General features: G+C 63.2%; 24 protein-coding genes. 9 read left to right on the forward strand and 15 right to left on the reverse strand.

Annotated elements, in window-relative coordinates; genetic code table 11:
* Positions 1-14 precede the first annotated feature (14 nt).
* From EP376_RS03325 to EP376_RS03345, 5 genes are all read right to left on the reverse strand, one after another.
* A complete protein-coding gene (locus tag EP376_RS03325; RefSeq protein ID WP_127654107.1) occupies positions 15-752 on the reverse strand; it encodes a sulfite exporter TauE/SafE family protein in 738 nt (245 codons plus the stop codon).
* The gene (locus tag EP376_RS03330) at positions 749-1,627 is read right to left on the reverse strand and encodes an NAD(P)-dependent oxidoreductase (protein WP_164744851.1); all 879 of its coding nucleotides are present in this window, start codon (positions 1,625-1,627) and stop codon (positions 749-751) included. The genes EP376_RS03325 and EP376_RS03330 overlap by 4 nt, the downstream gene beginning before the upstream one ends.
* Positions 1,628-1,746: 119 nt before the next feature.
* Complete coding sequence (locus tag EP376_RS03335; RefSeq protein ID WP_164744852.1) at positions 1,747-2,751, reverse strand: Gfo/Idh/MocA family protein; 1,005 nt, start codon at positions 2,749-2,751, stop codon at positions 1,747-1,749.
* On the reverse strand, positions 2,744-3,610 hold the full coding sequence (locus tag EP376_RS03340) for an NAD(P)-dependent oxidoreductase (RefSeq protein ID WP_127654110.1): 867 nt from the start codon (positions 3,608-3,610) through the stop codon (positions 2,744-2,746). The genes EP376_RS03335 and EP376_RS03340 overlap by 8 nt, the downstream gene beginning before the upstream one ends.
* A 115-nt stretch (positions 3,611-3,725) precedes the next feature.
* A complete protein-coding gene (locus EP376_RS03345; protein WP_164744853.1) occupies positions 3,726-4,649 on the reverse strand; it encodes a LysR family transcriptional regulator in 924 nt (307 codons plus the stop codon).
* 127 nt (positions 4,650-4,776) lie between these two features.
* Between EP376_RS03345 and EP376_RS03350 the strand changes: the two genes are divergently transcribed.
* The 3 genes from EP376_RS03350 to EP376_RS03360 all read left to right on the forward strand — a co-directional run bounded on the left by EP376_RS03350 (position 4,777) and on the right by EP376_RS03360 (position 6,606).
* Positions 4,777-5,259 (forward strand): flavin reductase family protein, encoded by a 483-nt coding sequence (locus EP376_RS03350; RefSeq protein WP_164744854.1) that lies wholly within the window; start codon positions 4,777-4,779, stop codon positions 5,257-5,259.
* Positions 5,260-5,262: 3 nt separating this feature from the next.
* Positions 5,263-5,847, forward strand: a complete 585-nt coding sequence (locus EP376_RS03355; protein WP_127654113.1) for a carboxymuconolactone decarboxylase family protein — start codon at positions 5,263-5,265, stop codon at positions 5,845-5,847.
* A gap of 156 nt (positions 5,848-6,003) precedes the next feature.
* Positions 6,004-6,606 carry a TetR/AcrR family transcriptional regulator gene (locus tag EP376_RS03360; protein ID WP_238929032.1) on the forward strand — a complete coding sequence of 201 codons (603 nt, stop codon included), beginning with the start codon at positions 6,004-6,006 and terminating at the stop codon, positions 6,604-6,606.
* On the opposite strand, the gene EP376_RS03365 is transcribed toward EP376_RS03360, so the two are convergent.
* Genes EP376_RS03365 through EP376_RS03375 form a run of 3 tightly spaced genes read right to left on the reverse strand, consistent with a single transcriptional unit; the run spans position 6,585 to position 9,375 of the window.
* The gene (locus EP376_RS03365) at positions 6,585-7,469 is read right to left on the reverse strand and encodes a polysaccharide deacetylase family protein (protein ID WP_127654115.1); all 885 of its coding nucleotides are present in this window, start codon (positions 7,467-7,469) and stop codon (positions 6,585-6,587) included. The genes EP376_RS03360 and EP376_RS03365 overlap by 22 nt on opposite strands.
* Positions 7,466-8,272 (reverse strand): alpha/beta fold hydrolase, encoded by an 807-nt coding sequence (locus EP376_RS03370; RefSeq protein ID WP_127654116.1) that lies wholly within the window; start codon positions 8,270-8,272, stop codon positions 7,466-7,468. The genes EP376_RS03365 and EP376_RS03370 overlap by 4 nt, the downstream gene beginning before the upstream one ends.
* Positions 8,269-9,375, reverse strand: coding sequence for an LLM class flavin-dependent oxidoreductase (locus EP376_RS03375; RefSeq protein ID WP_127654117.1), 1,107 nt, complete (start codon positions 9,373-9,375; stop codon positions 8,269-8,271). The genes EP376_RS03370 and EP376_RS03375 overlap by 4 nt, the downstream gene beginning before the upstream one ends.
* A 153-nt stretch (positions 9,376-9,528) precedes the next feature.
* On the opposite strand from EP376_RS03375, the gene EP376_RS03380 reads away from it, so the two are divergent.
* Genes EP376_RS03380 through EP376_RS03390 form a run of 3 tightly spaced genes read left to right on the forward strand, consistent with a single transcriptional unit; the run spans position 9,529 to position 12,216 of the window.
* Positions 9,529-9,987, forward strand: coding sequence for a cupin domain-containing protein (locus EP376_RS03380; RefSeq protein WP_203330883.1), 459 nt, complete (start codon positions 9,529-9,531; stop codon positions 9,985-9,987).
* 21 nt (positions 9,988-10,008) lie between these two features.
* Positions 10,009-10,980, forward strand: a complete 972-nt coding sequence (locus tag EP376_RS03385; RefSeq protein WP_127654118.1) for a quinone oxidoreductase family protein — start codon at positions 10,009-10,011, stop codon at positions 10,978-10,980.
* 39 nt (positions 10,981-11,019) lie between these two features.
* Positions 11,020-12,216: an FAD binding domain-containing protein gene (locus tag EP376_RS03390; RefSeq protein WP_127654119.1), complete on the forward strand. Its 1,197-nt coding sequence runs from the start codon at positions 11,020-11,022 to the stop codon at positions 12,214-12,216.
* 4 nt (positions 12,217-12,220) lie between these two features.
* On the opposite strand, the gene EP376_RS03395 is transcribed toward EP376_RS03390, so the two are convergent.
* Entirely contained in the window at positions 12,221-12,853 is a 633-nt protein-coding gene (locus tag EP376_RS03395; RefSeq protein ID WP_127654120.1) for a response regulator transcription factor, read from the reverse strand.
* Positions 12,854-12,855: 2 nt separating this feature from the next.
* The gene (locus EP376_RS03400) at positions 12,856-14,283 is read right to left on the reverse strand and encodes a cache domain-containing protein (protein ID WP_127654121.1); all 1,428 of its coding nucleotides are present in this window, start codon (positions 14,281-14,283) and stop codon (positions 12,856-12,858) included.
* A gap of 228 nt (positions 14,284-14,511) precedes the next feature.
* Between EP376_RS03400 and EP376_RS03405 the strand changes: the two genes are divergently transcribed.
* From EP376_RS03405 to EP376_RS03415, 3 genes are all read left to right on the forward strand, one after another.
* On the forward strand, positions 14,512-15,597 hold the full coding sequence (locus tag EP376_RS03405; RefSeq protein WP_127654122.1) for a TRAP transporter substrate-binding protein: 1,086 nt from the start codon (positions 14,512-14,514) through the stop codon (positions 15,595-15,597).
* 112 nt (positions 15,598-15,709) lie between these two features.
* Positions 15,710-16,621, forward strand: a complete 912-nt coding sequence (locus tag EP376_RS03410) for a TRAP transporter small permease subunit (RefSeq protein ID WP_127654123.1) — start codon at positions 15,710-15,712, stop codon at positions 16,619-16,621.
* Positions 16,622-16,672: 51 nt separating this feature from the next.
* Positions 16,673-19,027 carry a TRAP transporter large permease gene (locus EP376_RS03415; RefSeq protein ID WP_127654124.1) on the forward strand — a complete coding sequence of 785 codons (2,355 nt, stop codon included), beginning with the start codon at positions 16,673-16,675 and terminating at the stop codon, positions 19,025-19,027.
* A 48-nt stretch (positions 19,028-19,075) separates the two neighbouring features.
* Here the strand turns inward: EP376_RS03415 and EP376_RS03420 are convergent, their stop codons facing one another.
* From EP376_RS03420 to EP376_RS03440, 5 genes are all read right to left on the reverse strand, one after another.
* Positions 19,076-19,456, reverse strand: coding sequence for a VOC family protein (locus EP376_RS03420; RefSeq protein WP_127654125.1), 381 nt, complete (start codon positions 19,454-19,456; stop codon positions 19,076-19,078).
* The gene (locus EP376_RS03425; RefSeq protein ID WP_127654126.1) at positions 19,456-20,298 is read right to left on the reverse strand and encodes an arginyltransferase; all 843 of its coding nucleotides are present in this window, start codon (positions 20,296-20,298) and stop codon (positions 19,456-19,458) included. The genes EP376_RS03420 and EP376_RS03425 overlap by 1 nt, the downstream gene beginning before the upstream one ends.
* Before the next feature lie 110 nt (positions 20,299-20,408).
* Positions 20,409-20,858 (reverse strand): RDD family protein, encoded by a 450-nt coding sequence (locus EP376_RS03430; protein WP_127654127.1) that lies wholly within the window; start codon positions 20,856-20,858, stop codon positions 20,409-20,411.
* A gap of 92 nt (positions 20,859-20,950) precedes the next feature.
* Positions 20,951-21,397 carry a DUF2852 domain-containing protein gene (locus EP376_RS03435; protein ID WP_127654128.1) on the reverse strand — a complete coding sequence of 149 codons (447 nt, stop codon included), beginning with the start codon at positions 21,395-21,397 and terminating at the stop codon, positions 20,951-20,953.
* Between the two features lie 134 nt (positions 21,398-21,531).
* A complete protein-coding gene (locus tag EP376_RS03440; RefSeq protein ID WP_127654129.1) occupies positions 21,532-22,011 on the reverse strand; it encodes a YbaK/EbsC family protein in 480 nt (159 codons plus the stop codon).
* Positions 22,012-22,123 lie beyond the last annotated feature (112 nt).

The following is a 22,123-nucleotide window of genomic DNA, read 5'->3' on the forward strand; positions in this document are numbered from 1 at the left end:
ACGGCGATGATCTTCTAGATGAACATCCGGATGACCATGCGCAGCCCGATCAGAAGCATCAGGCCAAGCAGCAGTTTGCGGAACAGTTCTGCATTGATCCGTTTGCGGATCACGGCGCCCAGCTGAAACCCGACGACCGTCGCCACGACCGCGCCGACCGACAGGGGCAGGAGCGACAGCGTGAAGACCGACGCCAGCGACAGCCCGGAGACGAGGCCAAGCCCCCCCATGAAGAACAGGAACCCCGCCGAGATCACGAATTCCTCGCGCGGGGTCTTGAGCGCGGCGCAATAGATCATCACCGGTGCCTTGACCGCGGACAACCCGCCCGCGATCCCCGAAGCGATGCCGAAGGCGGCCTGCCATCCGGCGGCCTTCGTTACAGGGAAGTCCACCTTGAAGAGGGCGGCCACCGCAAACAGGATCAGCGTGATCCCGACGATCCCGCCGACGATGTCGCTGGGGATATGGGGCAGGGTCTGCGACACGATGAAGGTCGTCCCGAAGGTAAACGCCCCCGCCACCCAGTATTCGGCGACCACCTGCCGCCATCGCTCGCCCGTCACGATCTGCTGGATATTCGTCACCACGATGGGCAGCGACAAGAGCGCGACGCCCAATGCGGGTTCGATGAACAGCGGCAGGATCGACATGGCCACGGCCGGAAGGCCGATGCCGATGGCGCCCTTGACTGTGCCGGCCACGACAAGGGCGACCATGACGATCACGATGGTGATCGGATCGAGGATCACGTCTCGTCCTTCTCCAGCCGGCCCTCGCGATAGACCTCGTAGACGCCGGCGGTATCCAGATCCATCGGCAGTTCGGCATAGGCGATATCATAGACTTCGCGCACCGCATCGAACATAGGCGTTGCGCAGCCCTGAACCGCGATATCCCCGCCGATCACCGAAAGGTCTTTCTCGAACATCGACATGTTCGCCGTGGCGGGCCGGTATTCGCCCGAGATCATCATCGGCATCCGCAGTTCCAGCATCCGCGACTGGCCCGCACCGGTGGACAGCATCTTGTAGACGAGGTCATCCGGCAAGCCGTGGGAACGGGCATAGTGCAGCGTTTCGGCCGCCGCGCAATTGTGGAGCGCCACCGCATGGTTGGCCACGTATTTCAGCCGTGCGCCGTTGCCGAATTCGCCACCATAGATCGTGCCCTTGGTGAATTTCTCGAGGATGGGTTCGATCTTGCGCACCGCCTCTTCGGGGCCGGAGGTCATCATCAGCAGGTCCTTGACGCGGGCCTGCGCCCCGGTGCCGCTGACCGTGCAATCCAGCATTACGCCGCCCGCCCCGTCGATCACCTCGCGCGCCGCGTGTTTGTCGGCAAGCGCGAACGTGCCTGTCTCGGCCACGATCTGCCCCGGCGCGATCAGGCCCGCCAGTTCACCCACGACCGCGTGCAGAACCTTGGGCGAGGCCAGCGACAGGATGATCAGGTCCGCATCCTGCACCCACGGCCCGAGCGTTTCTTGCGGCGTGCCGCCGACCTCGGCCAGCGCGGTGCGCGCGGCCTCCTGAGGGTCGGCGCCCTCAACCTCCGCCCCGCCCGCGAGCAGATTGCCCGCATAGGCGCTGCCCATGATCCCAAGACCTATGATGGCAACCTTCATGATGCACTCTCCCCTTTGCATTCGACATCAGGCTAAGGGGCCAACCGCCCGTGATCGCATCCGCAAATGGATGCGCGGCATTGGTCCCGACATTGCGGCGGGGCCGGGGCCCCGACCGCCTAAAGTTCGACGGCCCGGCCGTTCTCGGCCGAGGCGATGATCGCCTCGAGGACCTCGATGTTATGGGTCATCTCGAAATCCGAATAGGGATAGGGCGTGCCATCCAGGATCGCCTCGCGAAAGGCCTCGAGGTTGGCGGTGACGCTATCGGTCCAGTCGAATTCCTCGATGATCGTGTCGTCGATCGAACGATATTTCTCCATCGTGCACAGCCCGCCGGGCGTGTCGGGATGGGTTGCGTTGCGAATCTCGACCCACATGTCCGACCCGAAGATGGCCGTGCGCAGGTTGTGCGGCGTGTTCAGGATCGCCTGAATGCTGGCCGTCATCCCCTCTTCGAATGCCAGATGCACGGTGACCATGTCGCCGGTCTCCCAGCCGAGGCTGCGGTCGGCGGTGATCGCGTGAACCCGCTTGACCCGGCCGAAGAACCAGATCAGCAGGTCGGTCAGGTGGATGCCCATCTGGGTCATCCCCGCCGCCGGGGCATGCGCCTTCGAGGTGCGCCACGAGGTGGGCGGCAGGTCCTTGAGCTTGTTGTGGCTGAACGACAGCTCGGCATGCATGATCGTGCCCAGCTCCTGCGCATCGAGCATCTTGCGCAATTGCTGGATCGCCGTTTCGAACCGGCGTTCGTGACCCACGCCCAGAACGACGCCCGCGTTGCGGCAGGCCTCGACGCTTCCGCGCGCACCCTCGGCCGTCAGGGACAGGGGCTTTTCACAGAACACGTGCTTGCCCGCCGCGGCACAGGCGGCCACATGGGCGTCGTGCTGATCGTTGGGCGAGGTCAGGATGATGGCCTGTGTCGCGTCGTCGGCGAGTGCGGTCTCGAGGTCGGGCAGGGGGATCAGCCCCATCTCCCGGATCTCGCCATGGGCCTCGGTCGCGGGTTCGACCACGCCGCGCAATTCAAAGCGGGGATGATCCTTCAGACGCGAGGCGATATGCCGGCCCCACCAGCCGAAACCCACGACGATGACGGGAAGTTTCTGATCACTCATGCGATGCCACCCATGCTGCAAGAAGCGAGGCATCCCGGGTTCCGAACCCATCCGCCTCTGCCCGTTTCGCCTGTTCCAGAGCCGCCGAGATTAACGGCACGTCGCTGCCGCCTCCCAGTGCCTGCATCAGGCCCATATCCTTGATTGCCGTCTCCATCTGGAACGCCGTGGCGCCATCTGTTCCATCGGCCAGAAAGGCCCCGATGGGCCCGACGCGCCGCTTGGCCGCGCCGATCGCGCCGGAGCTGTCGGCCAGAATGCTGAGCGCCTGTTCGGTGTCGATGCCTCCCTTGCCCGCAAGGCGCAGCGCCTCGCCAAGGGCGCCCCAATAGATCATCAGTGGCAGGTTGATGGCGAGCTTCATCGCCGCGCCCGAGCCCATCGGCCCAAGGTGTTCCAACCTGCGGGTGATCTTTTCCAGAACCGGTTTCGCGGCCGCAAAGGCCGCCTCGCTTCCGCCGGCAAGGCCCAGAAGCTGGCCCTCGCGGGCCGGCCCCACCGTGCCCCCCACCGGGCATTCCAGCAGCTGACCGCCCGCGGCGGCCACCTTGGGTTCAAGGGCGCGGCTTGTCTCGGGTGCGGTCGTCGTCATCTCGACGATGGTCTTGCCCGCCAGATCGGCGGACAGAAGCCCGTCCGGCCCGTCATAGACCTGCGCGATGGCCGCGTCGTCGGTCAGGATCGACAGGATCACATCGCACTCGGCGGCAAGTGCGGCAGGCGATGCCGCGACCTTCGCGTCAAGCCCCTCGGCCTTGCCGGGCGATCTGTTCCAGACGATCAGGTCCACCCCGTCCTCGACCAGCTTTTCAGCCATGGCGCGGCCCATCTTCCCGAGCCCCAGGATTCCGACTGTCATGATCTGTCCTCCCTCTTGTCCGATGAAACTAGCCCCCCGACGGGGCACGATGAAGCCCTTGAAACCGCGGGGTGATTAATCTTTCCGATAGAAGGAATGCGGGATCGTGATGGGCTCAGAACGCCTCGAGCACGTCGCGGATGGATCGGGTGATCCTGTCCGACAAAAGCCGCGCGGCATCCGACAGCGCCTGATCGGACCGCTCGACCATGGCATAATCGAGCGGCAGGTCAGGGTGGCTCACGGGATTGAGCTGTCGCACCAGCCCGCCCTTGTCGGGATAGCAGATCGCCGAGGGAAGGATCGCGACCCAGTCGGATTGCGCGACCATCTCGAGCGTGGCGAGCATTCCGTCAAGTTCCACCATCTCGGCCACGCGGATGCCCTGCGCCTTCAGAACATCACCTATCCGCCGCCGCCGGACGTTCAGTTCGGTCGGCACGACAAGCCGCGCGCCTTCGAGCGCGGATAGCGGGGCGGGTTCAAGATGGGTCAACCCCGCGATGGCCCCCGGACGCGAGACCAGAACCTCGCGGTCGCGGCCCGCGAAATTCGCGGTCAGCCCGTTGGGAATGTCGCCGGCGGGCACGAAGGCGAATTCCAGTTCACCGTCCAGAACGCGGCGCAGCAGGGAAAAGCTGTATTCCTCGGTCAGCGAGACCTGAACATTGGGGTGATCGGCCCGCATTCCCTCAACCAGATCGGTAAAGATGGCGCGGGTCAGCGACGGGATCATCCCGAACTTGACCTTGCCCTGTATCTCGCCGCGCATCCGCATGACTGCGGCCTCGGTCTCCCACAGGGATTTGAGGATGCGCTGCCCATCGCGATAGACGATCTCGCCCGCCGGCGTCAGGCCGATCCGGTTGCGCTCGCGCACCAGAAGCTGGGTCTGAAGCTGCTCCTCGAGGTTCTTGACCTGGGTCGACATGCCCGACTGGGTCGTGTTCTCCCGTTCGGCCGCGCGGGAGAAGGATTGCTCCTGATAGACGGCCACCAGCGCCTGAAGCGCCCGGATGTTGATCCTGTGAAGGGGCATGGGATATTCCTGAAATCTGATTTCTACATAGGAGATATGACGTTTTATCATTTTTCCAGATTTATCTCGCCGCCTATCTTTCGCTTGCTAGGTGTGAACAAACGAAACGGGTGGCCGGATGCTGGATATGAAGTCATTTGATCCCAAGGAATTGCGGAACGCCTTTGGCTGTTTCGCAACGGGAGTGACGATTGTGACGTTCTTCGATCCAGACGGTAATCCGTCCGGCGTGACCGTGGGGTCTTTCACCTCTCTAAGCCTGGATCCGCCGCTGTGCCTGTTTTCACTGGGCAAGGACAAGATCTCGAGCCAGTGGATCGAAGAGCATGGCGCATTCACGGTGAACGTTCTGGCCCGCGATCAGGGTGATCTGGCATGGCAATTCGCCACCCCCAAGGACGACAAGTTCGAGGGTGTGAACTGGACCGAAGCCAGCAATGGCACGCCCCGGATCGAAGGGGCGGTGGCCCATTTCGAATGCGGTCTGTGGAAGACCTATGACGGTGGCGACCATGTCATCGTGATCGGTCAGATCACCGAGATGGGATCGACAGATCGCGAACCGCTGATCTTTTGCCGGGGCAAGCTTGCCTCTGTCTCCGAAGGCTAGAAATTGACAAATCTGCGCGTGCCCGACGCTGAGGCGGGGCCGCTGACGGATCGTCAGCGTGAAGTTATCGACCGTATCCGCAACGGGCCGCGCGGCGCCGTTCAGGGGCCGCTGCGGGTCTGGGTTCACAGCCCCGAACTGGCCGACCGAGCGCAGGCGCTGGGGGCCTTTGTTCGGTTCGACAGCAGCCTGACGCCGATCCAGTCGGAACTGGCGATCCTCGTGACCGCGCGGATCTGGTCGTCGGGTTTCGAATGGGCGCATCACGCGCCGATCGCCGCGCGCGAAGGTCTGCCAGATGCGGTGATCGATGCCATCGCACAGGGCAGGCAGCCCAGTTTCGACAGGGCCGATTTGCAGGCAATCTTCGATTTCTCGGTCGAATTGCACCGCGACCGTGCCGTCAGCGACGCCACATTCGAGGCGGCCATCGCCGAGGTCGGTCAGGTGGGAACGGTCGATCTGACAGGGATCTGCGGCTACTACACGCTGATCTCGATGACGATCAACGCCTTCGCCGTTCCCGACGGAGAGGGGCCGCGCCTGCCGCGCCTCGACATGGCGCCAGAGGCCATGTTCCGCGACTGACACGCCCCGGTTGCTTAGACGGGGGCAAGTCGCTACGGTTGGTTTCAAGTCGGGCAAATACCCGATGTAGCCAACAGCAAGGGACCTCGCCAAGGTTCCTGACCGGGAGATATGACTGATATTGCCGCCCCATCATTGAGGCCGAAGCAGAAGCGTTTGAGTTCTGAGGAAAGGCGCCGGGACATCCTTGAAAAGGCGATCCGCTTTTTCGCGATAAACGGGATGGCCAGTTCGACGCGCGACCTTGCCCGGGAGCTGGGGATCACCCAGCCTCTTCTGTATCGGTACTTTCCCTCGAAGGACGCCTTGATCCAGGAAGTCTACGAGGCCGTCTATCTGGACCGCTGGAATCCCGAATGGGATGAAATCATCTGTGATCGGTCCAGGCCGTTGCGGGACCGGTTGATTGATTTCTATGGAAAATACACAGACGCCATCTTCGAACCCGAATGGCTTCGGATCTATCTTTATTCCGGTCTGATGGGCGAAGAGATCAACCGCAACTATGTCAATTTCATCGGCCAGAAGATCCTCAACCGGATCGTGCGCGAATATCACATCGAGCGCGGACGTCGCGCCGACGGGGTCAGCGACAAGGAGATGGAACTGGTCTGGAACATGCAGGGCGGCATCTTCTATTACGGCGTGCGCGAAGTGATCTTCAACGCGCACGTCCCGCTGGACAAGCACTCCGCCATCGCGACCGCTGTCGACACGTTCCTGATCGGACTCGACGCTCAGCTGCCAGAGGCATCCTGAAGCGCCGAGCGATACCAGTCGCCGATCTCGCTGGCCGTCATCCACGCCACGCCGTCATGACCCTTGATGTAGTCGAAGAGCGCCTCGAGATACTTGATGCGGTGCGGAACGCCGGTGATGTAGGGATGGATCGAGATCGCCATGACGCGGGCATTCTCGGCGCCTTCCTCGTAGAGCCGGTCGAACTGGTCGCGGCCCCGGTTAAGGAATTCGTCCGAGGTATGGCCCTGAAGCGCATAGACGGTGATGTCGTTCGTCTCGACCGTATAGGGCACCGTCGTCACGCGGCCGTGGGGTGTCTCGATATCCTGCGGCAGATCGTCGATGACCCAGTCGGCCACGTATTCGATCCCGGCCTCCCGCAACAGATCGAGGGTCTCGTCCGTTTCCGTCAGGCCGGGGCTTTCCCATGACCGGGGCGCCGTGCCGGAAAATTCGGTAATCGCCTCGACGGCATCCTGGATCGCCTTGCGCTGATCGTCCAGCTTGTGCATCGGGCCTTGCAGGAAGCCGTGGCCCATGAACTCCCATCCCGCATCCTTCGCGGCCTGCGCGATGCGCGGGTAGGATCGGCAGACATGGCCGTTGATCGCAAGCGTCGTGGGGATGTCGCGGTCGATCAGGGCCTTGTGATGGCGCCAGAAGCCGGACCGCATCCCGTATTCATGCCAGCTCCAGTTCGGAACATCGGGCAGCAGGGGCTGGCCCATCGGCGGCGGCAGCACGGTGCGGGGCATCGGTTTCTCGATGCGCCACTCCTCGACGTTCAGGATCACCCAGACCGCGATCCGGGCATCGTCGGGCAGGTGCAGGCGCGGACGGTCCACGATGGCCTGATAGGGAACGCGGGACGTGAGGCTCATGTCGTGATCTCCAGGAATTCGGCCACGGCGGCGTTGTAGAGCGCGGGTTGGCCGGCGTTGACGATATGGCCCGCGTCGGGAACCTCGACAAAGCGTGAGCCGGGCGTCGTTTGGGCCATGCCGCGCATCACGTCGGGCGCGGCGCCAATGTCCTTTTCGCCTGCGATGAACAGGGTCGGCGTCGACACACCGCCCAGATGGCGCAGGTAATCGAGGGTCTTGAGCGCCTCGCAGCAGCCCGCATATCCATTGCTCGACGTGCGCATGAACGCCTCGCGGAACCGCTCGACCCGGCCGGGCTCGGCCTCGCGGAAGCCTTCGGTGAACCACATGCCCTGCGTCATCGCCCAAAGCCCCTCGAGCCCGTCCTCGGCAAGGATGCGCAGCCGGTTGTCCCAGTTCTGGACAAAGGGTTCCGGCGCGTCGGCGCGGCCGGCGGCACAGATCATGCGGCCGATCCTGTCCCCGTGGGCAAGTGCCACGCCAAGCCCGGTCATGCAGCCCAGCGACAGCCCCATGAAATCGGCGCGGTCGACACCATGGGTGTCGAGGACGCCGATCACATCCGCCACGAGCCCGTCAAAGCTGTAGGGCCCCTCTGCCGGATCGGAACCGCCATGGCCGCGCGTATCATAGCGGATCACGCGGTAATGCGGCTCGAGCAGGGCAAGCTGTTCGTCCCACATGGTGTAATCGGCACCAAGCGAGTTCGACAGAACGATGGTGGGCGCGTCGGAATACTGGCCGCTCACATAGCTCGCCAGCCGGTATCCCTCCCGCTCGATCCAGATCGGCGCCGTCATTCGGCGGCAGCAGAGCTGGCGCCGATGGCCGCGTTGACGATCGGCATGGATTTCTCGGCCAGAAGCGTCATCGACTTGCGGCCCAGTTCCGGGTCTGCCCAGTCCTTGCCGGCGTACAGCAGCGTGCCGAAATCGCCCACTTCCTCGCGCAGGCCAAGGATGCCGTCGGCCACCTTGTCGGGCGTGCCCCAGATCACGCATTCCTCCATGACGCCATCGAGCGTCACCTCGTCGTCGGACATGTCCTGGTCGGGCTTGAAGAGGTTGGCGCGGCCATGTTTCTTCATCTTCGACAGAAGCTGGCTGTAGTAGAACCGGTAGGGGCTTTGTGGGCCGAGCGCATATTCACGCGCCGTATCCATGTCATCGGCGACAAAGACCGAACGGGCCACGCGCCAATTGGCGGGATCGGCCGGCCGACCGCCCTGCTCACAGCCCTCGACATAGCGGGGCCAGTGCGTCTTGACCCATTTCTTGAGAAGGAAGTTCGCCGAGATCGGATCCCAGCCGCGTGCCGCGGCGGCCGTCACACCCTTGGAGAACGGGGCAACTGCCGTCACGACGATCGGCGGATGCGGGCGCTGCAGCGGCTTGGGCATGATGCCTTGGCCGATGTCTGTCATCTGCGTCCGCTCGGTCGAGATTTTCCAGTATTTGCCCTCGATGTTGTAGGGGGCTTCGCTCTCCCAGATCTTGAGGATCGTATCGATCCCTTCGAGGAACATGGCGTTGCGATCATTGTCGAGATTGCCGAACACCTCGGCATCCGAGGCCAGACCACCGGGCGAAATGCCGAAGTTGAACCGGCCGTCGAGCATGTGGTCGAGCATCGCGACCTGTGCGGCGGCCGCGGCGGGATGGGTGTTGGGCATGTTCACCGTGCCCGTTCCCAGCCGGATGTTCTTTGTCGCCGCGGCAAGCCAGGCGATGAAGGTGATGCAGTGGGTGATGTTCTCGGCTGCATCGGTCACATGCTCGCCGACATAGGCTTCCTTGAAGCCCAGCTGATCGGCCAGAAGGAACGCTTCGCGATCCTCGGCCAGCGACACACGCCAATCCTTCCCGACAGGGTGGATCGGCATCGTGAAAAATCCCAGTTCCATGGCGCACTCCATTCCAGATTGCACGAAAGGATAAGCCTCGGGGCCGGAACGTGAAATGAAGAATCCCGGACATGGCTATCGGACTTTGTGATTTGTAACTGCAGCGGCGGGTTGGGTAGGTTAGAAATGGATCCGAAGGAGGAGCTAGTCACGATGCGCGACGACATCAGAACATCCGATCACATAGGTCTGGAAACAGACCGCGCGGCCTTTGTCGATTGGCCGGCCGAGATCTATGAAGAACTGATCACGAGCATGGACAACGGAGTGGTCGGAACGACCCTCGTGTCCGAGACGGACAAGCTGCGGGTCTGGCACCTTGTGCTGGAACCCGGAACACGCTGTGCGTTCCACCGTCATGTGAATCCCTATTTCTGGACGGCTTTGTCGGCCGGGTCGGCGCGGACCTATTTCGCGGACGGCCGGATCGTCGATATGGAGTATTTCAAGGGTCAGACGCAGCATTATTACTATGACGAAGGTGAATACATGCTGCATTCGCTCGAAAATATCGGCGACACCGCTCTTGAATTCACCACTGTCGAGTTCATCGACGGGCCCAACGCGCCGCTCGATGTGCCCGATACCGTCCGGCTCGATCCGCCGGCCTGACCAGCAAGACAAGGAACGCCCATGGCGAAGCGTATCTGGCTGACCGAGCACGGCGGCCCCGAAGTGATGCAATTGCAGGATTTCGACCCGCCCGCGCCGGGGCCGGGGGAGGTTCTCGTCGAACAGACGGCCATCGGGCTGAACTACATCGACATCTACCAGCGTCGCGGCTTCTATCCGCATCCCGTGCCCGGCGGTCTGGGGCTTGAGGCCGCGGGTCGGGTTGCGGCCGTGGGCGAGGGCGTGTCGAGCCTCTCGGTCGGGGATCGCGTTGCCTATTCCGGGCTGATGGGCGCCTATGCGACCCATCGGATCGCACCGGCCAACAGGCTTGTGCCGATCCCGGATGCGATCACGGATCGTGATGCGGCAGCCCTGATGTTCAAGGGGCTGACAGTCGAATATCTGATGGAGCGGCTTTATCGCGTCCAGCCCGGCGAGGATGTCCTGTTCTACGCCGCGTCCGGCGGTGTGGGCCAGATCGCGGGCCAATGGGGCCGCCATCTGGGCGCAAGGATGATCGGGGTCACCTCCGGACCCGAGAATTGCCAGACGATCCGGGACTTGGGCTATGATGCCGCGATCGACCGGCTGTCGGAAGATATCGGCGCGCGGACCCGCGAACTGACCGACGGGCGCGGCGTGTCTGTCGTCTATGACAGCGCGGGCAAGGCCACGTTCGAAGCCTCGCTTGCCGCGCTCAAGCCCCGGGGCATGTTCGTCTCGTTCGGCTCGGCCACAGGCGATGCGCCCGATGTGCCGCCTTCGCGGCTTCAGCACGCGGGCTCGCTCTTCTTTACGCGACCGATGCTGGCCCATTACATCGCCAGCGACGCTGAATACCATGCGGCGGCCGAGCGGGTCTTTGCCCTTGCCCAGGAGGGCGCGATCCGCGTCAACGTCAACCAGACCTTCGGTCTGTCGGGCGTGTCCGCCGCGCATGAGGCTCTCGCATCCGGAGAGACGACTGGATCGACAGTGATCCTGCCTTAGAATACTCCCCGAGGGGACAAAGGATCGAAGGGACATCGGGTGACAGGCACAGCAATCGTGGCGGGGGGCTCCATCGGCGGGCTTTTCGCGGCCAATGCCCTGCGGGCAAAGGGATGGGACGTCCGGCTTTACGAGCGCTCCCCGGTGGAGCTCGCCGGGCGCGGGGCCGGTATTGTCACCCATGACAAGCTGATTGCCGCGCTCGAGACGGTGGGCGCCTCGACCCGCGATATCGGCGTGGCGCTCGAGGACAGGGTGGCCTTTGCCAAGGACGGATCGGTCGCCCATCGCATCCACTTGCCGCAGATCGTGACCTCATGGGACCGGATGTATCAGGTGCTGCGTCGCAACTTCCCCGATGACCGGCATCATCTGGGCCGCAGCGTCGAGAAGTTCACCCAGACGGCCGATGGCGTCCGCGTCGATTTTGCCGAAGGCGGCAGCGCCGAGGCCGACCTGCTGGTCGGTGCCGATGGGTTCCGCTCGAACGTCCGGGCGCAGATGCTGCCCGACGTGGTGCCGCAATTCTCGGGCTATGTGGTGTGGCGCGCGCTGGTGTCGGAGGCCGATTTTCCCGATGATCTGCGCGACAGCGTGTTCCCGCATTTCGGTTTCTTCCTGCCGCGCGGCAACCAGATCATCGCCTATCCGATCGCGGGGCCCGACAACGACCTGCGTCCGGGACACCGGCGCTACAATTTCGTGTGGTATTCCCGCGTGGCAGAGGCCGAACTGGCGCAGATGCTGACCGATGCCGACGGCGTTAGGCACAGCCTGACGATCCCCCCGCCCAAGGTTCGCGACGATCTTCTGGCGGCGATGTTCGCGGATGCCGAACGCGATCTGGCCGAGCCGTTCGTGCGCATCCTCGACAAGAGCGAACGCCCCTTCTTCACCCCGATCTATGATCACCACAGCCCGATCATGGGGCAGGGCAGGGTGGCGCTGTCAGGGGATGCGGCCTGTGTCGCGCGCCCCCATGTGGGGATGGGCGTGACCAAGGCCGCCGAAGACGCGGTCACGCTGGCCGAATGCGTGACCGAGCATGGTGTGATCGACGGTCTGGCCGCCTATTCCGAGATCCGTGTTCCCGCCTCGATGAAGGCGCACCAGCTGGCTCGCGATCTGGGTAAACAGATATTCGAGGCGGGCGAAGAGGGCAGCAACACCGATGGCCGCAGCCACCCGGCGTGGGAATGGGCGATGAAGACGACGGCCGTCTATCCCGAGGACTGATCCCTCAGGTCCCGGTCCCCTGCAGAACCCCATGCTCCATCGCGTAGCGGGTCAGCCCCGCGGTGGAGGAGATATCGAGCTTGCGCTTGATGTTCTTGCGGTGGGTTTCGACGGTGCGGACGGAAATGCCCAGCTCTTCGGCCACTTCGCGGTTCGACTGACCCCGGGCCAGCCGCAGCAGGATCGTCTGTTCGCGCGAGGTCAGCGGCTCGCGCCCGTCCGATGTCCTCGGCTTTAGGGATGTTCTGGCCCCGGTGCACAGATAGGTCTCGCCCTGCATGACCGCATCGATGGCCACCTTGATCTCATCGGTCGGAACGTCCTTCAGCAGATATCCCCGCGCCCCGTGGCTCAGCGCCGTCGAGATGTATTCGGGGCTGTCATGCATCGACAGGATCAGGATCCGCGTATCGGGCATCCGCTCGAGCATCATTTCGGTGGCCGAAATGCCGCCAAGGACCGGCATGTTGAGATCGAGCAGAACCACGTCGACCTCCAGCGTCTCGATCCGGTCGACCGCTTCCTGTCCGTTGCACAGCGTGCCCACGACTTCGATGTCGTCATAGGTTTCCAGAATGGATTGGATGCCTTCCGCGACCATTGGATGGTCGTCGACGATGAGCGCGCGGATCGGCATTGTCAGGCACTTTCCCTGTTTTTCTGGGCCTCGGGTCTATCCGGCTTGAGCATGTGGCTCAAGGGGACTTGTGCCTCGACCACGGTTCCGGAGCCGGTGGCAAAAATCCGAAGCGTGCCGTCCAGCTGTTCGACCCGCTCGGCCATGTTGCGCAAACCAAGGCCACGGCCGGGCTGCTTTGCGGAATTCGTCTTGTCGATCCCCGCGCCATTGTCGCTGATCCTCAGCACGCCGCCGGCCCGGTTGCCCCGCAATGTCATCGTGACTTCGGTCGCCTCGGCATGGCGTTCGACATTGGTCAGCGCCTCCTGGGCGATGCGGTAGAGCGCGATCCGCGCCTCGTCGTCGAGCCGGTTGCGGAACACGACCGTCTCGAAGGTGACGTTGATGCCCGTTCGGTTGCTGAAGTCATCGGCCAGCGCCTGAAGCGCGGGGCCAAGCCCCAGATCGTCAAGCGCGCCGGGCCGCAGGTCGCGGCTGATCCGCCGGACTTCCTGAATCGCGATGCCAAGGGAGTCGATCCCCCGCTGGAGGCTTTCCAGCGCGCGGACGTCGCCCTGTTCGACGCGCCTTCGCGTGACGTCGAGCGTGTATTTCACGCCAACGAGGATCTGGCTGATCCCGTCATGCAATTCCCGCGCCACCCGCCCGCGTTCTTCTTCCTGGGCATCGAAGACCCGTTGTGTCAGAGCCTTGAGCTTTGCATCGGCCAGCTTTCGTTCCCGGATGTTGAGGAACAGCCCCGGAAGGAAGACCATCATCAGGGCCGCGAAGGTGATGACCCCGATATAGAGGAACGTGCGCTGCGCTCGGGCCTCCACTTCGGCGCGCGACGCGGCCACGGAGGCGACCACGTCGTCGATGAACACGCCGGTGCCCACGACCCAGCGCCACGCCGGGAAAATGGTGACATAGCTGATCATCCGTGCCTCTTCGCCGGTGGTGGGCTTGGGCCACAGATGCTCGACATATCCCGAACCGGTCCGTGCGGTCTGGATGTATTCCTGCACGACAGGGGTGCCCTCGCTGTCGGTGTAATCGATCTGGTTGGTATTGATGAGCCAGGTCTGGCGGGGGCTGACGATGTTCTTGCCGTCGTAATCATAGACGAAGAAGAATCCTTCATCTCCGTAGATCATGGCCGACAGGATGCGTTGGACCCGGTCTTTGCGGTCGATGTCGTCGACGCGTGCATTGCCATAGAGAAAGAAGACGGCGTTTCGGGCCTGCGTCACATAATTCCGCAGCTCGCGTTTCTTGGCTTCGATCAGCTGGGTCTCGAGTTGCTCGAGTTCGCGCTCGGCCGAGGCACGCGACTGGATCGCGACGACCGCCGTGATCCCCGCGACGGCCAGTATCATTGGGACCGCCGCCAGGATGAACAGCTTTTGCGCATAGCCGAGCTGTAGGCGATTCCAAAGCGTCAACATGCGCGCAGTAATGCCCCAGGTGCGGGGGCGAATCAAAGAGCGATGACGCGATGGGCCGACCGGGATGACGCAATGTCATGCGCTAACAGGTCATTTTGTCGCAAAATCGGCTGGCTCCCTCCGTAGCTCTGGGTATTTCTTTGGTCAGAGCGCGGCAATATGGTCTGCCGGACTAACCGATCCGTCCGGAGTAAGGGCTCCGGACTTCAGTTCCACGGGAGGATATACATGGATCGTCGTTCCTTTTTGCGCGCCTCGACGGCAGGCGCCGGTGCTGCTGCCGCGACTGCGCTCGCGGCTCCTGCCTATGCGCAGGGCAACCGCACCCTGACCATGGTCACCTCGGTGCCCGATGGCTTCGCCATTTTCGATGATGCGGCCTCGCTGGCCGCCTCGATGATCACCGAAATGACCGATGGCCAGATCACCATCAACAAGATGCCCGCAGGCTCGCTCGTCGGCGCGTTCGAAGTGTTCGACGCCGTGTCGTCGGGCCAGGCCGACATGTATCACTCGGCCGAATACTACTTCCTCAACCAGCATCCGGCCTTTGCCTACTTCACGGCCGTGCCCTTCGGCATGACCGGCGTGGAAATGCTGTCGTGGTACTACCACAAGGGCGGGATGGAGCTTCACCAGGAACTCGCCAGCCTGTTCAACCTCAAGCCGTTCCTTGCCGGTAACACGGCGATGCAGCCCGGCGGATGGTTCAACAAGGAGATCACGTCCGCCGAAGACCTTCAGGGCCTGCGGTTCCGTATGCCGGGCCAGGGTGGCCAGGTTCTCGGTCGTCTGGGCGCCTCCGTCCAGAACATCCCGGGCGGCGAAATCTACCAGGCGCTGGCCTCCGGCCAGATCGACGGCGCCGAATGGATCGGCCCCTTCGCGGACGAACGCCTTGGCTTCCAGGAAGTCACCAACATCTACTACACCGCCGGCTTCCACGAGCCGGGCTCGGCGCTGGCCCTGTCGATGAACCTCGACGTGTTCGAGTCGCTGACACCCGCGCAGCAGCGCATCGTCGAAGTGGCTTGCGAAGCGACCCACGCCAACAACCTGGGCCTGTCCTGGGCCGAGAATGGCGCAGCACTTGCCCGTCTGCAGTCCGAGGGCGTGCAGGCTCGCGAATTCCCCGATGACGTCTGGGAAGCCTTTGGCCGCGCCGCCGCCGAAGTTCGTGAAGAGAACATGGGCGACGAGATCTACGCCAACATCGCCAACAGCTATTTCGCGGCGATGCAGGAAACCGCCGCCTGGTGGGAAATCGGCGATGGCGAATACATCCGCCAGCGCAACCGCGTGAACGCGGGCTGATCCCGACCTGAAAGATCGGGCCCGTCCGGATTGCTTGCGATCCGGGCGGGCCTTCGCGCATAGTTAACGCGACAGGGGCTCTGGGCCGGAGCCCCGAGAACGGGGGAGCAGCATGATCGATTTCATCCTGTGGGTTCTTAAGAATATCGCTCTGGCGCCGTACAATCTCGTGGTGGCTCTCGCCAACCCGGGGAGTTGGCTGGACTGGAGCAATCCCGAAGCCGTGATGCGCTTTATCTACTATGGCGCCTCGGTCGAGCTGTTCTTCATCGTCTTTACGACCGTGCTCGTGATCACCCTTCTGGGCATGTTCTGGAACCGGGACATCCTGTGGCGGGGCGTGCGGATCCTCGAAGGGTTCGGCAACGGGGTCGGCCGCGCGGCCGCCTGGGCCGGTCTTCTGATGGTTCTGATCCAGGTGATGATCGTCTTTCTTCAGCGGATTTTTCGCGTGGCGGAAATCCAGCTGGGACCGATGGGCACCGCACTTGCGATGGATCTCAGCTGGTGGGCCGAGGGGCTGAAATTCTACAACGCGCTCGTCGTGTGCCTGTGCGTCTCCTATACCTTCATTCAGGGCGGGCATGTCCGGGTCGATCTGGTCTATTCCGCCGTCAAGTTCCGCACAAAGCGCGTGATCGACATGTTCGGCTGCCTGTTCTTCATGGTTCCGGCGATCACGATCACCTATCTCTACGCATGGTTCTTCATGTGGCGGCACCTGATGACGCCGGCGGTCACGGCCACGAGCGATCTTGACCGGATGCTGATGCAATCGCGGATCTTCCGCTGGAACGTGGAAACCATCGGATTCAGCCCGAACGGCTTCAACGCCTATTTCCTGTTCAAGGTCCTGCTCGTCCTGTTCTGCGTCATGGTCCTTGTTCAGGCGATCGCGTTCTTCTGGCGATCCTACCTCGAGTTCGTCGAGGGCGAAGAGAGCGACGGCAAATACCGGGACATGGATTCGACCGGCGATCCCGCCGAACAGTTGGAACACGCCGCGCATTCGGGCTCTGCCTGAAACACGACTGAAACACGCCGCTGACGGCAAGAACCGAGGGGACATCAGGGGATGTTGTTTGGTCTGGATGGGGTCGAGATCGGTCTGATCATCGTATTCCTGACGCTTTTCGCCGGGATCATGACCGGCTTCCCGGTGGGCTTTGCCATCGGCGGGGCTGCGGTCATTTCCTTTGCAATCATCGCGGCCCTCGATTCCGCGGGGTTGTTGATCCATCAGGCCATCGACAGCGGTTCGGCGGAATATGCGGCCCTTCTGGCCGAAGGGGTCGCGCGCGACGCGATCTCGGTCTTCCGATACCCCGAATTGCCCCGCGTCGAAGAGGCGCTGTTCCCGGGCGGCTGGGAACAGGCGATGGAGCGCAACATCTCCTTCATCGTCAACCGGATGAACGAACGTGTCATCGCGGGCCAGTCGATCGAGACGCTGCTTGCCGTTCTGATGTTCGTGATGATGGGGATCACGCTGGAACGCTCGCGGATCGCGGAGGATCTTCTGACGACCATGGCGCGCGTCTTTGGCCCGCTTCCGGGCGGTCTGGCCGTGTCCATCGTTATCGTCGGCGCTTTCCTTGCCGCCTCGACCGGCATCGTTGGCGCAACGGTCGTGACCATGGGTCTGCTGGCGCTGCCCACCATGCTGCGCAACGGGTACTCGCCCAAACTCGCAACCGGCGTCATCGCGGCCTCGGGCACGCTGGGCCAGATCATCCCGCCCTCAATCGTCATCGTTCTGCTGGGCACGCTGGTCGGGGATCTGTATGCCACCGGCCAGGAAACCCGCGCGCAGCTTGCCGGGTGCGGCGATGCGCTCACCTTCCTGGGCAAGCCTGCGGTCTTGTCGGTCGGCACGCTGTTCCAGGCCGCGCTTTTGCCGGGCCTGTTCCTCGCCGGCCTCTATGCGGCCTATGCCTTCGGCTTTGCCCTGTTCCGCCCCGAGGCTGCACCGCCGGTGCAGATCGACGGAGCCACGGGCGAGTCGATCACCCGGCAGGAAGCACTGACATGGTATCTCTTCGCGCCGGCCGGCCTGATCGCCGCTGTCGTGATCGCGGCATCGGTCGGGATCGTGGGAAGCCAGTCGATCACGGTTTCCGATTATGCCGAGCGCGCAGACGGGCCGGCCCTGCGGACCAACGTCTCCGAACAATGTCAGGCCTCGATGATCGAGCTGCATGGCCAGGAGGCCTGGGACGAGGCCGTGGCACAGCGCGCGGAGATGACCGCGGCCGGAGACAGCGGCGCCGTCGTTGAACTCACCGAAGAGGAACGTGAAGCCGCGCTCTTGAATGCGCTGGAAACGGCGCCCGCGATCGGCAGCGGTGTCGCGGTGATCTTTACCCTTCTGGGGCTTGTCCTGATCATCGCGCGGGGCGTTTCGCCCACCTCCGAACCCTGGCCGCTGATCGTTGGCGGCGTCGGGGTCGCCCTGGCCTTCCTGTTCGACGTGCTTTTCATCTCGCCCCTGACCGGGTCGGGCGCGACCTTCATGATCCTTGCGGTGCCGATGGGTCTGGCGCTCTTCGGGTGCCGCTTCGCGATGGCGAGGCTGTCGCAGAACGAGCTTTTGCGCGTGGTCTTTCCGCCGCTGATCCTGATCGTCGCCGTTCTGGGCTCGATCCTCGGCGGGATCACCAACCCGACACCGGCTGCGGCACTCGGGGCGGCCGGTGCGATCATGCTCGCCGCCTACCGCAAGCTCAAGGAAGAGAACGGCACCGGCAAGATCATCATCTGGGCCTCGTTCGCGCTGGTGATCATGATCCTTGTCGGGGTGAATTTCGATCTGCGCGTCACCCGCGAGGTCGTGCCGCTTCAGGACTGGATCGCCTATGTGATCGCGCAATTCGCCTATCACTTTGCCTTCTTCGGCCTGCTCTACGCCTGTTGGGTCCTGCTGCGGATGAGCATCCTCGGACCGGTCGTGCGCGAGACGGCCAAGGTGACGTCGATGGTCTTCACCATCCTGATCGGGTCGCAGCTTCTGAACCTTGTCCTGATCTCCTTCGGCGGGGAACATTACATCCAGCAGTTCCTGCGGGCCTTCGACAATGAATGGACCGTGTTCCTTCTGGTGATGCTGATCCTCTTCATCCTCGGCTTCGTTCTCGACTTCCTCGAGATCATCTACATCGTCGTCCCGATCGTGGGGCCGGTGATCTATGGTGGCACGCTGGAGCCGACGTGGGTCACGATCATGATCGCGATCAACCTTCAGACTTCGTTCCTGACCCCGCCGTTCGGCTTTGCGCTGTTCTACCTGCGGGGGGTCGCGCCGCCGGGCGTGACGACAGGTGACATCTATCGCGGGGTTCTGCCGTTCGTGGCGATCCAGGTTCTGGGGCTCGTGATCCTCGCGCTGGCACCCGGGATCGTGACCATCGTGCCGAACCTGCTGGGCGGCTGACAAAGGGGGTAGGGCGGGTCCTGTGGCCCCGCTCTGTATCGCCTCCGTTCAGTAGCGCTCTATCAGATCCCAGCGATTGCCGAAGCGATCTCGGAAGACTGCGACAATGCCATAGCTTTCTTGCCTGGGCTGTTCCTCGAAGATGACGCCGGCCGCCGTCATCCGGGCATGATCTGCCGCGAAATCCGCGGTGGCGAGGAAGAATCCCACCCGCCCGCCGGTCTGGTTGCCGATCGCGCCGCGTTGCCGGTCGTCCGCCGCTTGCGCTAGAAGGAGAGCCGTCCCACCGCCCGGCGGTGCCACGGTTACCCAACGTTTTCCTTCGCCAAGATCGATATCCGTCAGGAGGACAAAGCCCATCGTGCCCACATAAAACGCAATTCCCGCGTCATAGTCGGGCACGACGACGGCCACCGCCTCGATATGCATCAGCGAGGGACAGGGTTCGTATCGGGAAGCCGGATGCGGGCAACCTGCTCAGCGATGGGATCCACCGACAACGGGTGCTTTTGCGCACTGTAGGCCTCGGGATCACGCAGCTTGTGCCAGTCGCGGTCGTGATAGACCTCAAGCCCTGAGAACCGCGCCTTGTATCCCATCTTGTCGCTGCCGGGCACCCAATAGCCCAGATAGACATAGGGCAGCCCCATCTCACGCGCGATGCGCACGTGATCGAGGATGATATAGGTGCCGAGAGAGGCCTTCTCGAAGTCGGGGTCGAAGAAGGAATAGACCATGCTCAGCCCGTCATCGAGCACATCGGTCAGGCACACGGCGCGCAACGCGCCGCCTTCGTCCTCGTGATTGTCATCCCGGGGGGAGCGGTATTCGATCAGCCGGGATCGGACCGGCGTCTCCTCGACCATGGCGGCGAATTCGAACACGTCCATATCGGCCATACCGCCATCCGAATGGCGCTGGTCGAGGTATTTGCGGAACAGTTCGTATTGATCGTCGGTGGCCCAGGGCGAGGTCGCACGCCGATGAATGTGCCGGTTGCGGCGCAAGACGCGTTTCTGGCTTTTCGACGGGCTGAAATCGTCGACCCGGATACGGGCCGACAGGCAGGCCGCGCAATCGGCGCAGGACGGGCGATACAGCACGTTCTGGGATCGGCGAAAGCCCTGTTTCGACAGGGCATCGTTCAACCGCTCGGCCTGATCGCCCTGCAGCGCGCAGAACAACTTCCTTTCCATCCGGCCCTCGAGATAAGGGCAGGGCTGGGGGGCCGTCACATAGAATTGCGGGGCGACAGGAAGGGTATGGCGCATGGTTGTCCGTCGGTGAGATTACGATGACGTTAGCAAGCCCGAGGCCATGAGAAAAGCCCCTGCCCGACATCCGGGGCAGGGGCGGCAACCCTGTGCTGAAGCGGGCGGTGTCAGGCCGGGCGATTGATCGCGGCGGTGCCGAGGATCGCGTCGCTGAGGCCCTGTTTGCGATCCGACATCAGCATCATGACGATCGACAGAAGCTGAAGCGGCGGCATCGCCACGCTGACGGTGTAGCCCAGCGTGTGAAAGAAGGCGGTCTCGTTGGTCAGGCGCCCGCCATCGGATTGCCGGATCTCGACAGCCATCAGCCGCATGCCCCAGGTGGCCGATCCCCCCGCCAGCGTGAACCAACGGTAGAAGAAGCCCACGACAAGCATCAGGGCGGGAAAGAAGAACAGCCCCGTAAAGGCGGTGAACGGTAGAACAAGAACACTGGCGAACCCGATCAGGACCATGTCGGCAACCCAGGCCAAAAGCCGTTTGGTCGGAATGCCATCGTAGAACTGGGATAAATGATGGGGGTCGGGCAAACCGTTGAGATGGGCGGCGGCGGGCATCGGACTGTCCTTTCTGGCGCGCGAATGGGCTGTTTGGTCGAAGGTGGGAAAGGGGCCGGGCCCCCGCAAGGCGGGGACCCGTTCCGGGCGTATCAGGCCTGAGAGGCTGCGGCGTCGTCGGTGCCGGCGTCGGCCTTGCGGGCCCGGTCGTTCATGAACTGGTCGAACTCGGCCTTGTCCTTGGCCTCGCGCAGACGCTCGAGGAACTCTTCGAAGCTGCGCTGCTCGTCCTCAAGCCGGCGCAGGGTCTCGGTCTTGTAGGCGTCGAAGGCCGAGTTTCCCGAGGACCGCGTCGCGGTGCGGAAAGAGGAACGGGTCGAACGTGCGGTGCAATTCTTCGAAAACATCTGCTTGCTCCAGATCATATAGGCGAGAAGGGCGAGGCCGACGGGCCAGAAGGCGATGAAGCCAAGGACCATCGCGGCGATCCATGCACCCTTGCCGCGCTCGTCGAGCCAGGTTTCGGCCCGGGCGAACCAGTTGGGGCGGTCGACCCCGCGATGCATGGCATTGGGGGGCTGGATATCGGTGGTGGACATGCGGGTCTCCTTGTTTGGTCGGGGCCGCGGGGTTTGGTGGCATCCCCGCGGTGTTGAATGTGAATGCCTTTCACATCCTCGATATTGGCAACCGGACCCCGTGGATCAAGACGTGATGTGAATGTTTTTTACATTTATTTTAATTTCGTAGTGAAATCAGATACTTGCGCGCCAGATATCTCGATAAGGCGCGTTGGTGCGATGCGGAAAACATGCCGTGGCGTGCCTGCAGCGGCCCAGATTTCCGCGAATTCGGTCAATCTCGGGTCGAAATAGACGGGCCCCGGCGTCAGGTGCCCGACAGGCGAGACCCCTCCGATGACAAAGCCTGTCCGCGCGCGGACAAAGGCCGCGTCCGCCGCATCGAGCGCTTCGCCCGCGACCTGTTGGGCCAGACCGGGATCGACCCGATTGCCGCCGGCGGTGACGAAAAGGTGGACGGCACCGCTGTCGGCCCCCCGGAAAATGATGGATTTCGCGATCTGATCCAGCAGGCAGCCGACAGCAGCGGCGGCTTGCGCGGCGGTGCGCGTCTCGTCCCCAGTCTCGACGGGTTCGATCTCGAGGCCGGCCCCCCGGAGGGCAGTGATCACGCGTTTGAGGCTCTTGCTCATGGGCCTGTCTCCGACATCTCTTTTCCGGATGGAGCTGGGCTGCTAGGTGAAGCTAGACCGTCCTGCGCCGTGACGGAACCCGAAACCGCCCCGTCTTTCAGGAGGCTACTCA

The organism is Alexandriicola marinus (assembly GCF_004000435.1).
Taxonomy (GTDB): domain Bacteria; phylum Pseudomonadota; class Alphaproteobacteria; order Rhodobacterales; family Rhodobacteraceae; genus Alexandriicola; species Alexandriicola marinus.

What these genes read in the sequence shown, in the direction of transcription:
- EP376_RS03340 (WP_127654110.1), bottom strand. Translation starts at nt 3,610, where the DNA reads ATGACAGTCGGAATCCTGGGGCTCGGGAAGATGGGCCGCGCCATGGCT.
- EP376_RS03440 (WP_127654129.1), bottom strand. Translation starts at nt 22,011, where the DNA reads ATGAGCAAGAGCCTCAAACGCGTGATCACTGCCCTCCGGGGGGCCGGC.
- EP376_RS03405 (WP_127654122.1), top strand. Translation starts at nt 14,512, where the DNA reads ATGGATCGTCGTTCCTTTTTGCGCGCCTCGACGGCAGGCGCCGGTGCT.
- EP376_RS03375 (WP_127654117.1), bottom strand. Translation starts at nt 9,375, where the DNA reads ATGGAACTGGGATTTTTCACGATGCCGATCCACCCTGTCGGGAAGGAT.
- EP376_RS03395 (WP_127654120.1), bottom strand. Translation starts at nt 12,853, where the DNA reads ATGCCGATCCGCGCGCTCATCGTCGACGACCATCCAATGGTCGCGGAA.
- EP376_RS03385 (WP_127654118.1), top strand. Translation starts at nt 10,009, where the DNA reads ATGGCGAAGCGTATCTGGCTGACCGAGCACGGCGGCCCCGAAGTGATG.
- EP376_RS03365 (WP_127654115.1), bottom strand. Translation starts at nt 7,469, where the DNA reads ATGAGCCTCACGTCCCGCGTTCCCTATCAGGCCATCGTGGACCGTCCG.
- EP376_RS03350 (WP_164744854.1), top strand. Translation starts at nt 4,777, where the DNA reads ATGAAGTCATTTGATCCCAAGGAATTGCGGAACGCCTTTGGCTGTTTC.
- EP376_RS03330 (WP_164744851.1), bottom strand. Translation starts at nt 1,627, where the DNA reads ATGAAGGTTGCCATCATAGGTCTTGGGATCATGGGCAGCGCCTATGCG.
- EP376_RS03425 (WP_127654126.1), bottom strand. Translation starts at nt 20,298, where the DNA reads ATGCGCCATACCCTTCCTGTCGCCCCGCAATTCTATGTGACGGCCCCC.
- EP376_RS03420 (WP_127654125.1), bottom strand. Translation starts at nt 19,456, where the DNA reads ATGCATATCGAGGCGGTGGCCGTCGTCGTGCCCGACTATGACGCGGGA.
- EP376_RS03345 (WP_164744853.1), bottom strand. Translation starts at nt 4,649, where the DNA reads ATGCCCCTTCACAGGATCAACATCCGGGCGCTTCAGGCGCTGGTGGCC.
- EP376_RS03410 (WP_127654123.1), top strand. Translation starts at nt 15,710, where the DNA reads ATGATCGATTTCATCCTGTGGGTTCTTAAGAATATCGCTCTGGCGCCG.
- EP376_RS03430 (WP_127654127.1), bottom strand. Translation starts at nt 20,858, where the DNA reads ATGCCCGCCGCCGCCCATCTCAACGGTTTGCCCGACCCCCATCATTTA.
- EP376_RS03400 (WP_127654121.1), bottom strand. Translation starts at nt 14,283, where the DNA reads ATGTTGACGCTTTGGAATCGCCTACAGCTCGGCTATGCGCAAAAGCTG.
- EP376_RS03335 (WP_164744852.1), bottom strand. Translation starts at nt 2,751, where the DNA reads ATGAGTGATCAGAAACTTCCCGTCATCGTCGTGGGTTTCGGCTGGTGG.
- EP376_RS03435 (WP_127654128.1), bottom strand. Translation starts at nt 21,397, where the DNA reads ATGTCCACCACCGATATCCAGCCCCCCAATGCCATGCATCGCGGGGTC.
- EP376_RS03380 (WP_203330883.1), top strand. Translation starts at nt 9,529, where the DNA reads ATGCGCGACGACATCAGAACATCCGATCACATAGGTCTGGAAACAGAC.
- EP376_RS03415 (WP_127654124.1), top strand. Translation starts at nt 16,673, where the DNA reads ATGTTGTTTGGTCTGGATGGGGTCGAGATCGGTCTGATCATCGTATTC.
- EP376_RS03370 (WP_127654116.1), bottom strand. Translation starts at nt 8,272, where the DNA reads ATGACGGCGCCGATCTGGATCGAGCGGGAGGGATACCGGCTGGCGAGC.